Consider the following 14016-nt stretch of genomic DNA (forward strand, 5'->3'; position numbering starts at 1 on the left):
GCCTCGGGCCAACCCATCAACGCGCCAAAAACAGCCGCTTGGTCAACAACCGCGGCGCCCGGATCAACAACTCGAACCGGTCGTCTTCGTCCACTCCGCCGTTGCCCGGCGTGCTGTCGATGTCCACCTGATCCGCCGCCACCACCTCGATCGGCATCGTTTTCACACCGCGTTCGTCCACCACGGCTATGAACGTCAGGGTGCCGGATTGGCCCGCGGCCAGCGAACCCAAATTCCACGTCCCGCTGGCGGTGTCATAAGCCCCGCGTCCCGCCTGGACACTGACCAACGACATGCCATCGGGCAACATCGTTTCCAACACCAGCCCGGTCGCCCCGTCGGGTCCGTCGTTGGTCGCGGTGAATTCGATGGTCACACGGTCGCCTTCCAGTGGTTCATCGTTATCGATCGTCCCGGTCACCGACACGTCGATCAGCACCGGCGTGACGGCCGCGTCGTCCAAATCGTCCTCGCCGACCACCCCGTTGCCCGGCGTGCTGTCGGGATCGAACTGGCGAACCGAACTGACCTCCGCCGTCACGGACTGAACGTCCCGACCGTCGATCGTGGTCAGCAATCGCAACGTCGCGGAAGATCCGTCGACCAGCGAATCAACCGACCACTGACCGGTCGCCGGGTCGTAGGTGCCAACCGACGGTTGAGCTTCGGCAAACACCAATCCGGCGGGCAACACGGTCGAAACCACGACATCCGTCGCCGCATCGGGTCCCGCATTGTCCAGGGTGACGGTAAAGATCACAGGATCACCTTGGTTGGCCGAAGTCCGGTCGGCGGCCACCGCGACGGAAAGATCGGCCACCTGCGTTTCCAAGTCGACGCGTGCGAAATCGTCTTCCGCTTCATCGTCGTTGTCGGGCGTGCTATCGGCATCAGGCTGATCCGCCGCGATGACTTCGGCCACGTTCGACGCCGCCGCGACATCGCCGACCAATGCTTCGATCGCCAACGTGACTTCGCCACCGGCGTCAAGCGAATCGATCGTCCACAGCCCCGACAGCGGGCTGTAACTGCCGACGCTCGCCGAGGCGTTTTCAAAAGTCAACGAATCGGGCAACACATCGCGGACCTGAACCCCCGTGGCCCGGGACGGTCCGTCGTTGGTCAATCGCAGCGTGAACGTCACACGCTGGCCTCGTGTGGGCCGGGCTTCGTCGACGTCTTTGGATAGGGCCAAATCGACCAATTGAGGCGACAGTGAAACGGTGGCGTAATCGTCTTCGTCATCCAATCCGTTGTCCGGTGTGCTGTCCGGATCAAACTCGCTGGACTGAATGATTTCCGCGACGTTGATCTTCTCGCCGACCGAATCCGCCGTGACGCGAATCTGTAGTGTCGCCGTCTGCGAAGCGGCCAATGCGGGTATCGACCACTGGCCGTTGGACGCGTTGTACGAACCGGAGCTTGCCGTTGCACCGGAGAACCCCAGGCCGCTGGGCAAGACATCTCGGACGACGATCGATTCGGCCGCATCAGGTCCGTCATTACGAATTTCCAGGGTAAAGACGGCTTCCTCGCCGACACCGGGCGTCGCATTGTCGACGGTCTTGGTCAGCGACAGATCGGCCTGCTGAGTCACCAGAGTCACGTCCGCCTGATCATCTTCGCCGTCGACGTCGTTGTCCGGCGTGCTGTCACGATCCAGTTGATCCGCCGCGATCACTTCTGCCTGATTGACCAGCGTTCCCGGTGAATCCACCAAGACCTCCAGTTGCAGCGTCGCCGATCCGCCGACGTCGATCTGTGGGACCGCCCACACGCCGCTTGCCGCGTTGAACGATCCCTGCGATTCATTCACGCTGACCAAGGTCACACCGTCGGGCAGTCGGTCGCGAATCTGGACGCCTGTGGCGGGATCATCGCCGTCATTGCGAACCGTCACGGTGTAAGTGACCGTGCCGCCGACCGACGGTGCCGCGTCACTGACCGTCTTTTCCAACGACAGATCGATCGCCATCGGCGTGATCGTGGCTTGATCAAAATCGTCTTCGTCTGGATTGCGGTTGCCCGGCGTCGAATCACTGTCCGCTTGGCCCGCCGCGGTGATCTCCGCCGTGTTGGTTTTCGCCGCCAAAGGATCCGCGGCATCAGCACTGACGCGACCGCGCAGCCCCAGCGTTGCCGTGGATCCGACCGCCAAATTGCCGATCGTCCAAATGCCGGTCGTGGCGTTGTAGCTGCCCTGGCTCAAACTGTTGCTGATGTATTCGATCCCCTCGGGCAGCAAATCCGTGACCTCCACGCCGACCGCCGGATCGGGCCCGCCGTTGGTGACCGTCAAATCAAAGATGACCACGTCGCCGACATTCGGCCGGTCGTTGTCGACGCCCTTGACCAGACTCAAATCCGATACCGGCGTCCGTACGGTGACCGCATCCTGGTCGTCTTCGGCTGCAATGTTGTTGTCCGGGGTGCTGTCGGCATCAGGCTGATCTGCCGCGATGACCTCCGCAACGTTTTCGATCTCCAGGATCTGATCGACTCGAACGACCACGTCGATCGTCGCGGTGCCGCCGACCGCCAAATCGCCCACCGTCCAAATACTGGTCGACGTATTCAAACTGCCCTGCGACGGCGACGTGCCGCGGGGCGTCAAACCGACCGGCAAGATGTCGCGAACTTGGACGCCCGTCGCCGGTGACACGCCGTCGTTGCGAACCGTGATCGTGAAAGTGATTTCGTCGCCGACATTCGGCGCGGCGTTGTCGACCGTCTTGGTCAATGACAAATCGATTTGTTGGCCGCGAACACCCACCGTCGCCAGATCGTCTTCGGACGCACTGCCGTTACCAGGCGTTGAATCGGGGTCGCGTTGGTCGGCCTCGGTGATCTCCGCCGTGTTGGTCAAAGCATCGGTTGATGTCACCGTCGCGATCAGAACCAGTGTGCCGGTCGCCCCACTGGCGATCTGGCCCGCGTTCCACAAGCCCGTGGCCGCGTTGTAAGTCCCCTGCCCCGGCGTCGCGCTGACGAAGTTCAATCCCGCCGGCAGCAAGTCGCGCACGACCACCCCCGTCGCCGTGTCGGGTCCCGCGTTGGACACCGTCACCGTGAAGCTGACGTTTTCGCCGACGTTGGGGGTGGCATTGTCGACCGTCTTGGTCAGCGACAAGTCCGCGCTGGCCGGAGTGATGGAAACGCTGGCAATGTCGTCTTCCCCCTCGCCACCTTCACCCGGTGTGCTGTCGATGTCGAACTGGTCCGCCGCGATGACTTCCGCTTGGTTGCTGATCGTCGTCGTCCCGGTCACCGTGGCGTCGATGGCCAGCGAGACCGTCTGGCCACTGGTGACCCCGCCGACATTCCACTGGCCGGTCCCCACGTCGTAGATCCCGGCCCCCGGCGTAGCGCCGACAAACGTCAATCCCGCCGGCAAAACGTCGCGAACCACCACACCGCTGGCCACGTCCGGTCCCGCGTTGCTGACCGAAACGGTGAACCGCACGGTATCGCCGACGTTGGGCCGATCCTGGTCGACGGTTTTACCCAGCGACAGATCGATAGTCGGCGGGACCAGATTGACCGAGGCCTGGTCATCTTCGGCCGGTGCGTTGTTTCCCGGTGTGCTGTCGGGGTCGAACTGATCGGCCGCACTGATCTGCGCCGTGTTCGTTTTGGTTCCAGACGATTGCACCTGAGCCACGATCGCGAGCGTCGCATTGGCCCCGCCGCCGATCGTGCCGACGTCCCACAATCCGGTCGCCGCGTTGTACCCACCTTGCGACGGCGACGACGACACGAACGACATGCCCGCCGGCAACAAGTCGGTCACCTGGACACCGGTTGCCACACTTGGACCGTCGTTCTGCACCGCGATCGTGAACGTCGCATTTTGGCCGACGTTGGCGACCGCGTTGTCGATCGTTTTGGTCAACGACAAGTCCGCGCTGGCCGGTGTGACGACGACACTGGACTGGTCGTCTTCGGCCGGCACGTTGTTGTTCGGTGTGCTGTCGACGTCCGTCTGATCGGCCGCAATGACCTCCGCCACGTTGGTCGCGACGGCGACCGAATCGACACGCGCCACCAACTGCAACGTCTGGCTGGTGCCCGCCGCCACCGTGCCGGCAACCCACTGGCCCGTGGTGGTGTTGTAGCTGCCGATCGACGGTGCCGACGACACGAACGTCAGCCCCGCGGGAATCGCATCACGAACGATCACGCCGGTGGCCGCGGATGGACCGGCGTTGCTAAGCGTGATCGTGAAGGTCACGTTGTCACCACGATTGGGCGCCGCGTTGTCGACCGTTTTGATCAGCGACAGATCGATTTGTTGCGGGTCCAGCGTGACGGTGGCCAAGTCGTCTTCGCCGATCGCGCCGTTACCCGGCGTGCTGTCGGCGTCGGGTTGGTCGGCCGCCAAAACTTCGGCGACGTTTTGAATGGATCCCGCCGCGGTGACGCCGGCGATGATACTTAGCGTTGCACCGGAGCCGGCATTCACACTGCCGACGGTCCACACGCCTGTCCCGGATTCGTAGCTGCCCTGGCTGGGCGTCGCGGAAACGAAATTCAATCCGGCCGGCAACACGTCACGGACCGTAACCCCCGTGGCCGTATCCGGACCGGCGTTGGACAGCGTCACCGTGAACGTCACGTTCTGGCCGACGTCGGGCGACAGATCGCTGGCCGTCTTGGCGATCGACAAATCGATTTGCGGTGACAAGATCGACACCGTCGCCCGGTCGTCTTCGCCCGCCGCACCGTTCCCCGGCGTGCTGTCGATGTCGGTTTGGTCTGCCGCGATGACTTCGGCGATGTTGGTTTTGGTGCCCGGGGTGTCCATCCGTGCGGTGATCGACAACGTGTGGCTGGCCGACACCGCGACGTCGCCGATCTCCCAGCGTCCGGTCGTTGCGTTGTAGGTCCCTTGGCTTGTCGTTTGCGACACCAACGTCATGCCGGCGGGTAACACGTCTTGGACCACGACCCCCGTGGCGGCCACCGGGCCCGCGTTGTTGACGGTGATGGTAAAGGTGGTGCTTTCGCCGACGGCGACCTCGCCACTGGCCGACGTTTTGGACAACGACAGATCAATGGTCGGCGTGAAGTTATCGAAATCCGCCGTGAACGCGGTCTGCCCGACCGTCCCGACCAATTCCGCGGTCCCGTTGACGTTGGCCGATCCGGTGATTTCCAGTTCGATCGCGCCGACGTTGTTGATGTCCACGCCGCCGCCGGCCGCCGCCACGAAGCTGGAAAACGGCAAGAATTCCGCCGACGATACGCCGCCGCCGGTTTGTGGGATGTTCAGCGTCGCGCTGCTGAATCGCTCGGCCGTCGCCGCGTTTCCATCGTCACTGTAGATCCGCACGACCGCTTGGCCGCCCGGCAAATCGGCGCCGATCTGAAGTTGCAATCCGATCGCATCGGCGGCATCGGTCAAATCCACCGTCCCCAGCCCGGTATCGTCGACCGTCGTCGCATCCCCGTCGGGTCCGTCCCAGGTAACACGCCGTTCGCCATCACCGGTGGCCAAGGAATCAAACGTCAACAGATTCGGCAACAGCGGGTTGTCGACTTCCAACTGGACCGCGCCGTTGACGCTGGTCTTGTTGACGAAAAGATCGCGTTCGCCGCCGATCGCCTCGGGCGCGGCGACCGAACTAGTCACCGGGACACCGTCGTTGGTGGTGTCGACGACTTGCTGTTGTGTCTGATCAAAATCATCGACGACTTGGACGATGCGGCCTTCGACGTCGGTCCCGCTGATCGTGATCATCGGCGACACGTTCCGCAGCAACGTTCGACCGTCGACCGTCTGGGCATCTTGCAGCACGAAGTAATTGCCGGCGGTCAATCGGTTCAGCGTGTACCGGCCGTCGGTGCCGGTCGTCGCCGTGGTCACCAGCGTGTCGGAACCGGAATCGAACGATCCGTTGCCGTTGTCGCGGTACAGAGCGACCTGAGCCCCGGAAACCTGTTCGCCGGCAGTGAAGCCGTCGCCGGTGACGTCCTTGAAAACCAGCCCACTGATCATCGCCAAGTCGGTGGCCGCCAGCAAACGCCGCAATTCCAGCGGTTCGGCGATCAGACGCCGCAACACGCGAGCGTTGGACGGACGTGGTCGGCGCGACGATCGGCGTCGCGGTTTCGGCATCTTCATCGCTGGTCCCCCTGGCAATCCCTCGTCTCCAGCGGGCCGACCGACCGGCCCCCCGTGAGTCCGAAAACCCCGCCAAGCCGCCGGTCCACCACGGACCATCACAAGCTGGCGAATCTAGAGAAGCCGAAATTGTGGACCACGCAACCTACGCAAAACAACCGGACTAGGAAAACCTGGCCAGCCAATCCCCCCAGGCAAACCTCTCAGCAACCACTACAAGAACCAACCCGCGGTTCGCCTGATGCCGGGTTCGAGGGTTTCGCCGCGCACCGAAGCCCGGGCTATTGCACGATCAAAGTCGACATCCGCGATACGGGGCCGGGTTTGCGGCGGGGATGCTGGGGGCGTGGGGATTCGGTGGGCTTCGTTGGCGGGCTGGGGTTACAATCAGCCAGTGGTTACGGTGGAAGATGCCGTGGCCGCCCGTCTTGGCGAAATTCGATTCCCGCGGCCCCCTGAATCCACCGCACGCCGTCCGCTTCGCCCCACCCGAGCCCCCCTGCCCCTTCGCAGCGAACCGCCCATGTATCTTCGAATGGCCAAGCGATTTCTGTTGGAAACCGACAAGCGGTTGCTGGCCAAAGCGGCGTGGACGCTGGGTGCCCGCGGATTGTGGTCGGTCCACCGACACAAGCGTCGACTGAAACAGGGGGAATTCTTTCCGCCGTTTCTGTACCTGTCGGTCATCAATTCATGCAACCTGCGATGCCAAGGCTGCTGGGTCGACGTGGATTCGAAACAGCATCGCATTGAACTGGACGCGGCCAACGAAACGATCCGCCAAGCCAAGGCGATGGGCAACAGTTTCTTTGGCATCTTGGGCGGCGAACCGTTCATGCACAAAGACCTGCTGAAGATCTTTGAAGCCAACCGAGACGTCTATTTCCAAGTCTTCACCAACGGCCACTTCATCACCGACGACGTGGCCAAACGATTGCGTGAATTGGGCAACGTGACTCCGCTGATCAGTGTCGAAGGCAGCGAGATCATCAGCGACCAACGCCGCGGCAAATCCGGCGTTTACAACCAGACGATGGCCGGTTTGGAAGCCGCGCTGCGAAACAAGTTGCTGGTCGGCGTTTGCACCAGCGTCTGTAAAACCAACCTGGACGACCTGGTCACCGACGCCTGGGTCGATCGTTTGATCGAAATGGGCGTGATGTATTGCTGGTTCCACATCTATCGGCCGGTCGGCCCGGAACCCAACCCACAGCTGGCATTGTCCAGCGACCAGCAACGTCGCGTTCGTCAGTTCGTTGTCGACACGCGTGCCACCAAACCGATCATCGTCATCGACGCCTATCACGATGACGCGGGCAACGCGTTGTGCCCGGCCGTGACGGGATTCACGCACCACGTCGGACCCTGGGGCGATATCGAACCGTGCCCCGTGATTCAGATCGCCAAAGAATCGATTCATGATCAACGTGACTTGGCGACCACGTTCAATGAGTCGGAGTTTCTGCGCGACTTCCGCGAGCTGACCGCCCAACACACTCGGGGATGCGTGATCATGGAGCGTCCCGACTTGCTGCTGCAGCTGGCCGACAAACACGGTGCCCGCGACACCACTGCCCGAGGCCGCGTCTTCGAGGAATTGAAGAACGTCACGCCACGCCGCAGCCAGTACCAGCCCGGCGATGAGATCCCCGAACGAAGTTTCGTTTATCGCTGGGCCAAGAAGTACGCGTTCAACGACTTCGGCACCTACGGACGCCGCTTCGACGTGGCCAAATATGCCGACCCCGATTCGGCATCCTCGCCCGAAGGGAACTCACAGGATGCCGACGACGCATCCAAGGTCTCCCTACCGGTGGTTTGATTGTTAGGTGGTCGGGTGACGGGTTTGCAGGTGACAGGTATCCGCCGGCAAGTCGGCCCCAAAGTCGCCTTCGTTTTCACTCGCCCTTCTAGGGAGAGTCGAGCCTCAAGCGAGGAGAGGGTATCGCGCCCCGACAACCTTCCTCCCAAAGTCGCCTTTCGCTCCGCCGAAAGCAGCGTCGCCCCTGTCCCCTGTCCCCCTCACCGCCCTGTCACCTTCTTCCCCCCACATCCGTCTTGTCGCCAGACAAAGCGTGATGGTATTCGTCTGTGTAGCAGAGTCGGCAATGCGATGACCGCCGACCACGTGTTTCACGCCCCCTTTCGCAAGCGATTCAAGGACGGATCCGACCCGTGACAGACCAACCCGCCGCCGGCGCCGCCGAAACCCTGACCGATCAACCCGACATGACCAAGTCGGTCGGCGAAACCGTGTCGACTCTGATCGAACAGATGCAAGCGGGCGACTACGAAGGCTTGACCGCGACGATGACACAGAATGTGGTCCCGGGCTTGTTGGCCGCGGGGATCGGCTTGGGCGTCATCTTCATCGGATACTTGGTGGCCTCGTACATCAGCCGCATCATCAGCGGGCCGATCTGTCGACGTGTCGACCAAACGCTGGGCAAGTTCATCGGTCGGCTGGTGTTTTATTCCATCCTTGCCGGTGTGACCGCCGCGGTGCTGAGCAAATTGGGCGCTCCGCTGGGCGGATTAGCGGCAATGCTGGCCGCCGCCGGTTTTGCCATCGGTCTGGCTTTCCAAGGCACGCTATCGAACTTTGCGTCCGGCGTGTTGATGATGGTGTTTCGACCATTCAAAGTCGGGGATTTCATCAATGCCGGCGGAGTGGCGGGAACGGTCAACGAAATCGACTTGTTCACCACCACGCTGGACACGCCCGACAATCGTCGCATCATTGTCCCCAACAGCAGCATTGCCGGCGGCACGATCGAAAACATCAGCCATCACGCACACCGTCGTGTCGAAGTCGTCGTCGGTGTGGACTATTCGGCCAACCAAGACGAAACCCGTGCCGCGCTGACTCGCGCGGCCGAATCGTTGTCGGACGTGATGATCCCCGGCGATGATCGCGGGTACGCCGTCGTGCTTTCCGGATTGGGCGACAGTGCCGTGGAATGGAAGGTCCGGCTGTGGGTGGCATCGTCGAACTATTGGCCGGCGCACGAGGCTTTGACCGGCGCCGTCAAACGCAACCTAGACGCCGTGGAAATCGGCATCCCGTTCCCGCAAATGGACATTCATTTGCACCGCGTTGCCGGGGACGATGATGGTTCCCAACCGACGCAGCGCCAGCGTCCACGACCGACCCGTCGCGACGCCATCGCCGGTTAAGAGGCCGCGCGAAACGACGCGCGGTCATGACCACGACGGTCTGGGCGATCTCTACTCGTCCAACAGTTCCAACTGGATCGGGACGAGTTCACGTTTGCCGCCGCGTAATACCGTCAACCGGACGATATCTCCAGCGGTGTAGTTTTCCAGAATCAGCACCAGATCCGCGGTCGACTGCACGGGTTTGTTGTCGATCGCCACGATGATGTCGCCCAGCTCCACCCCGCGTCGCGTTTGACGTGTCGGACGCAGCCCGGCGGCTTCCGCTTGGCTGCCCTCGGTCACTCGCAACACCAACAGACCGTCGGGTAGTCCCCAGCGACGGGTCATCGTATCGCTGGCCACGGTCACGGCGATGCCCGGGCGGATGATGCGACCATGCTGGATCAATTCGGGCACGACCCAGCGGACGGTATCCACGGGGATGGCAAAACCGATACCAGCGTATGCACCGGAGGGGCTGAAGATCGCGGTGTTCACGCCGATCAGTTGTCCGGAAAGATCCAACAGCGGGCCCCCACTGTTGCCCGGATTGATCGCCGCATCGGTTTGAATGACGTCTTTGATGGGCACGCCCGATTCAGATTTGATTTCGCGTCCAAGCGCGCTGACGACACCGGTGGTCAGGGTTTGATCCAGCCCGAACGGGTTTCCGATGGCGAACGTCATTCGGCCGACTTGCAAATCAGACGAAACGCCGATCCGTAGTGGCTTGAGCTGTTCCGGCGGTGCGTCGATCTTCAAGACCGCCAGATCCTTTTCTTCGGCTGAACCGACCAGCTTGGCCGGATACGTGTTCTGGTCATCAAAAGCCACGGTCGCGACGTCGGCACGACGAATGACGTGAAAGTTAGTGACGATGTGGCCTTGGTCATCCCAGACGAATCCGGTCCCACTGCCTTGAGCAATCTGCTGGACGTCCAAGGTGAACAGGTCGCGTGCCACACGCGCGGTCGTGATGTGAACGACCGACGGTGACGCTTCGCGAAACAACTGGATCGTGGCACGTTCCTGTTGCGCCAGCTCGGTCGTCAGCCCCGCCGGCGTCGCTGGATTCGCACCGACCTCCGCAACCGCCGGTGGCGCGGGCAACGGCAACGTGGGCGGACGCATCCGTGTGTCCACGTCCATGGGATCAGATGCCGCTGTCGCCGATTCCCCGGTTTTAGACGCACTTTCGCCCTGCTGCTGTACCAGCGGCGATGCGTCGTCGCCACCGATCAGCATCGACAGCACGACCACCAGCAGAACGATGTTCGCCAACAACATCAACCAAGCAAACGGGCGTGAAATAGAATTCGTCATGCCGCTGATCCAACTCCTTCGGTTAATCTGTCGGGGGATTCCCACCAGCTTCCGCGTCCCCGCCTTTCCTGACAAGTCACCTTTTGATTTCCCACCCATGATCGACTTGCCCGCCCGCCCATACCGTTGCACCGTCGCGCTGATGATTGCCGGATGCCTGTTTGGCCCGCCGACCGTGGTCGTTGCCCAGACCGCGAACCGACATTCCGTGTCTTCCGAAGTCGCTTGGCCGACCAAATCGGGTCCCACCGCTGACGGGACCGTTCCGACGACCATGGCGGGACAGATCCCGAGAATGTGGGACTGGGAAAATGGCCAAGGAATCGATTGGACCACGTCGCTGGAACACGGCGGCCACAGCACGCCCGTGGTCGGATCCGGCCGCATTTGGCTGACATCAGCAACTGACGACGGTACCCAACAATTCATCACCGCGATTGATTCGTCCAGTGGTAAAGTCGTCCATCACCGCATGTTGTTCCAGAACGATGCACCGGAGCCGCTGGGGAATCCGGTCAACAATTACGCGGCTCCCACGCCGTTTTTGGAATCGGATGCGGTCTATGTCCATTTCGGCACCTATGGCACCGCACGACTGGATCCGATAAGCGGAGCCACGGTTTGGCAACGCCGCGACATCAATGTGCGTCATTTTCGTGGCCCCGGATCGTCGCCCGTGGTGGTCGGCAACCTTGTGATATTGACCTTCGACGGCATCGATCGTCAGTTCGTTACGGCGCTGGACAAACATACCGGGCGAACGGTCTGGACGACGCCACGCAGCACGGATTTCGGCGACCTGGATGACGACGGGCGGCCGCTGCGTGACGGGGATCTTCGCAAAGCGTTTGGAACCCCGGCGGTGTTTCGGCGTGGCGACCAGACGCAAATCGTTTCAGTGGGATCGCGCGCGGCGTTCGGCTATGACGCCGAAACGGGTGAAGAAATCTGGACGGTCCGCCATGACGATTACAACGCTTCGGCGCAGCCGCTGGTCTTCCGTGACACGGTCATCATCAACACCGGATCGCGGGGAGCCGAATTGATGGCCATTCGGATTGATGATTCAACGGTCGGCGACGTCACCGATACGCATGTCGTTTGGAATCATGACCGGGGAAACGCACGTTTGTCGTATCCCGTGCTATGCAACGACATGGTGATCTGGATCACCGACAGCGGCGTTGCCACCGCGGTGGACGCGGCGGAGGGATTCGAGTTGTGGAAACACCGAATTGGTGGCAACTATGTGGCGTCACCGCTGGTCGACGACGACACGGTGTACTTCTTCAATAGTGACGGCCAGTGCGTCATCGCCAAAGTGGATCACGACGGTCTGACCGAACAGCGGCGGAACACGATCGGGGAATCGATGACAGCGTCGCCCGCGGTATCGGGCGACGGTCTGATCCTGCGGGCCGGCAAGACGCTGGCCAAGATCGCAGTGCATTGACGATCATAGTGTCTTGATTCTAGGCCTCGGCCGATCAAGCCTTTGCGGGCAGCGACGCGTCACCGACCACCGCGTCGATGTATCCGCCATAAGCCTCGGCGGTTTGCCGAGCCATCTTGTCGGGAAAGGCGTGAAAGCGTCCTTCGGCCAAGGCATCGAAGATCGCGTCGGCCACCACCTGCGGCGGTTCGGTCATATCCTGTAGCCCGGCATCGTGAGCCATGTCAGTATCGATGGGACCGGGATGCACGCTGACCACTGCGGTTTCCTGCTGGGACAACTCGTCACGCAACGCTTGGGTGTACAGATAGCTGGCCGCTTTGGACGCCGTGTAGGTGCAGAAGTCCGTGAATGATTGCATGGACGCGACGCTGTTTAACTGAACGAATGCGCCGCCACCGTTGGCCTTCAAGACCGGTGCAAACGCTTTGGCCATTCGGATCAGTCCGACCACGTTGATATTGGATTCGTACACCCAACAATCGACGACATCATCGGCAAGCGGCGTCGCATTCTTCAGCACGCCGGCATTGTTGACGACCAAGTCGACGTCGCTGGCGGTCTTGGCCGCTGCTTCGATCGTTTCCGGCTTGGACAGGTCCAATGCAACGGGGACGACGCGGTCGCCATGCTGCTGGACCAATTCATCGACCGATTCCGGCCGTCGCACCGCCGCATAAACCTTGGCTGCGCCGCGCGCGATCGCTTCGTTCAAAATGACTCGACCGATCCCGCGGTTGGCACCGGTGATCAATACAACTTTGCCGTCGACTTGAAATGTCATGTCATGCCTCAAGTGATTCGGTGGAAATAAGTCGTCCCCCGCCCCATGTTCCCATTGATGCATGACGCCGCCAATGCCGTGCCGAACCCGGGGAAGCGGTGTGTTACCAAAGGGTCCGGAAACAAAGGGGGGGCTGTGGTTGTGACGTATGCAAGTAGAATGCCGCCGCTGCGACGTTTCAGCGTTTCTTCAATGACCACCGTGCGTCTGGTCCCGCCGGACAGTCGGTCCATCGTTTTTTCCACACGACTTTTTCTTGCAGGGATGCCGCCCGATGCAGTTGGTTTCATGGAACGTGAATGGCATCCGCGCCGCGATGGACAAGGGCTTCCGCGACTTTGTTGTCGACCATCAGCCCGACATGCTGTGCCTGCAAGAAACCAAGGCCAAGCCGGAACAGGTCGACACATCCTGGGCCGACGATCTCGGGTACACCCAACTCTGGAATCCGGCCGACAAGGCGGGCTACAGCGGCACATCGGTGTGGACCAAAGTCGCGCCGAACAAGCACACCCTGGGAATCGGACTGGATCAGCACGACCGCGAAGGCCGAGTGATCACGGCGACCTTTGACGACTTTCATTTGGTCAACGTGTACACGCCCAATTCGCAGCGTGGATTGAAACGGCTGGATTACCGCATGCAGTGGGACGCCGACTTTTTGGAATACCTACGCAAACTGAATCGCCGAAAGCCGGTGATCTTTTGTGGCGATTTGAATTGTTCGCATCAAGAGATCGACTTGGCCAATCCCAAAGCGAATCGCAAGAACGCGGGATTCACCGATCAAGAACGCGCCGGGCTGGATGCGATCGCGACGGCGAAGTTCGTCGATTCGTTCCGTGAGTTTGATGGTTCCCCGGATCGCTACACCTGGTGGACTTATCGCAACAACGCCCGCGAACGAAACATCGGATGGCGTTTGGATTACTTCTGGGTCGCCAAAAAGTTCTGGGACCGTGTTGCCGATGCCAAGATCCTGGACCAGGTGTTTGGATCGGACCATTGCCCGGTCCAATTGACCCTGAAATCGGCATCGGCATGAAGCCGCCGCGATGCGACTGACCGACTTATTGTGTGACGGTCGGCGAGGCACCCGGTGACCATCTGAACACGCCCTGCGCCGGCGTCGACTTTCGATGTCGACGAACGTGAATTGGATTTGATAAGGCA

7 protein-coding genes are annotated in these 14016 nt (G+C 61.4%); 4 read left to right on the top strand and 3 right to left on the bottom strand.

Annotation, left to right across the window (positions count from 1 at the left end):
* Positions 1-16 precede the first annotated feature (16 nt).
* Entirely contained in the window at positions 17-6124 is a 6108-nt protein-coding gene (locus tag HFP54_RS07085) for a DUF11 domain-containing protein (RefSeq protein ID WP_168564546.1), read from the bottom strand.
* Positions 6125-6659: 535 nt separating this feature from the next.
* On the opposite strand from HFP54_RS07085, the gene HFP54_RS07090 reads away from it, so the two are divergent.
* Both HFP54_RS07090 and HFP54_RS07095 read left to right on the top strand, forming a co-directional pair.
* Positions 6660-7946 (top strand): radical SAM protein, encoded by a 1287-nt coding sequence (locus HFP54_RS07090; RefSeq protein ID WP_168564737.1) that lies wholly within the window; start codon positions 6660-6662, stop codon positions 7944-7946.
* Between the two features lie 407 nt (positions 7947-8353).
* Positions 8354-9301 carry a mechanosensitive ion channel family protein gene (locus tag HFP54_RS07095; RefSeq protein ID WP_146414117.1) on the top strand — a complete coding sequence of 316 codons (948 nt, stop codon included), beginning with the start codon at positions 8354-8356 and terminating at the stop codon, positions 9299-9301.
* 51 nt (positions 9302-9352) lie between these two features.
* Here HFP54_RS07095 and HFP54_RS07100 read toward each other — a convergent pair whose 3' ends face one another.
* On the bottom strand, positions 9353-10606 hold the full coding sequence (locus tag HFP54_RS07100; protein WP_235951312.1) for a S1C family serine protease: 1254 nt from the start codon (positions 10604-10606) through the stop codon (positions 9353-9355).
* 97 nt (positions 10607-10703) lie between these two features.
* On the opposite strand from HFP54_RS07100, the gene HFP54_RS07105 reads away from it, so the two are divergent.
* Positions 10704-12059, top strand: a complete 1356-nt coding sequence (locus HFP54_RS07105) for a BamB-related PQQ repeat family beta-propellar protein (protein WP_168564547.1) — start codon at positions 10704-10706, stop codon at positions 12057-12059.
* 34 nt (positions 12060-12093) lie between these two features.
* Here the strand turns inward: HFP54_RS07105 and HFP54_RS07110 are convergent, their stop codons facing one another.
* On the bottom strand, positions 12094-12843 hold the full coding sequence (locus tag HFP54_RS07110) for an SDR family oxidoreductase (protein ID WP_168564548.1): 750 nt from the start codon (positions 12841-12843) through the stop codon (positions 12094-12096).
* A gap of 274 nt (positions 12844-13117) precedes the next feature.
* On the opposite strand from HFP54_RS07110, the gene HFP54_RS07115 reads away from it, so the two are divergent.
* Positions 13118-13888 carry an exodeoxyribonuclease III gene (locus tag HFP54_RS07115; RefSeq protein ID WP_168564549.1) on the top strand — a complete coding sequence of 257 codons (771 nt, stop codon included), beginning with the start codon at positions 13118-13120 and terminating at the stop codon, positions 13886-13888.
* Positions 13889-14016 lie beyond the last annotated feature (128 nt).

It is taken from the genome of Crateriforma spongiae (assembly GCF_012290005.1).
In the GTDB taxonomy this organism is placed as follows: Bacteria; Planctomycetota; Planctomycetia; order Pirellulales; family Pirellulaceae; genus Crateriforma; species Crateriforma spongiae.

Bases quoted from the DNA above. Each gene is read 5' to 3' on its own strand.
- HFP54_RS07100 (WP_235951312.1), bottom strand. From the start codon at position 10,606: ATGACGAATTCTATTTCACGCCCGTTTGCTTGGTTGATGTTGTTGGCG.
- HFP54_RS07105 (WP_168564547.1), top strand. From the start codon at position 10,704: ATGATCGACTTGCCCGCCCGCCCATACCGTTGCACCGTCGCGCTGATG.
- HFP54_RS07115 (WP_168564549.1), top strand. From the start codon at position 13,118: ATGCAGTTGGTTTCATGGAACGTGAATGGCATCCGCGCCGCGATGGAC.
- HFP54_RS07110 (WP_168564548.1), bottom strand. From the start codon at position 12,843: ATGACATTTCAAGTCGACGGCAAAGTTGTATTGATCACCGGTGCCAAC.
- HFP54_RS07090 (WP_168564737.1), top strand. From the start codon at position 6,660: ATGGCCAAGCGATTTCTGTTGGAAACCGACAAGCGGTTGCTGGCCAAA.
- HFP54_RS07095 (WP_146414117.1), top strand. From the start codon at position 8,354: ATGACCAAGTCGGTCGGCGAAACCGTGTCGACTCTGATCGAACAGATG.
- HFP54_RS07085 (WP_168564546.1), bottom strand. From the start codon at position 6,124: ATGAAGATGCCGAAACCGCGACGCCGATCGTCGCGCCGACCACGTCCG.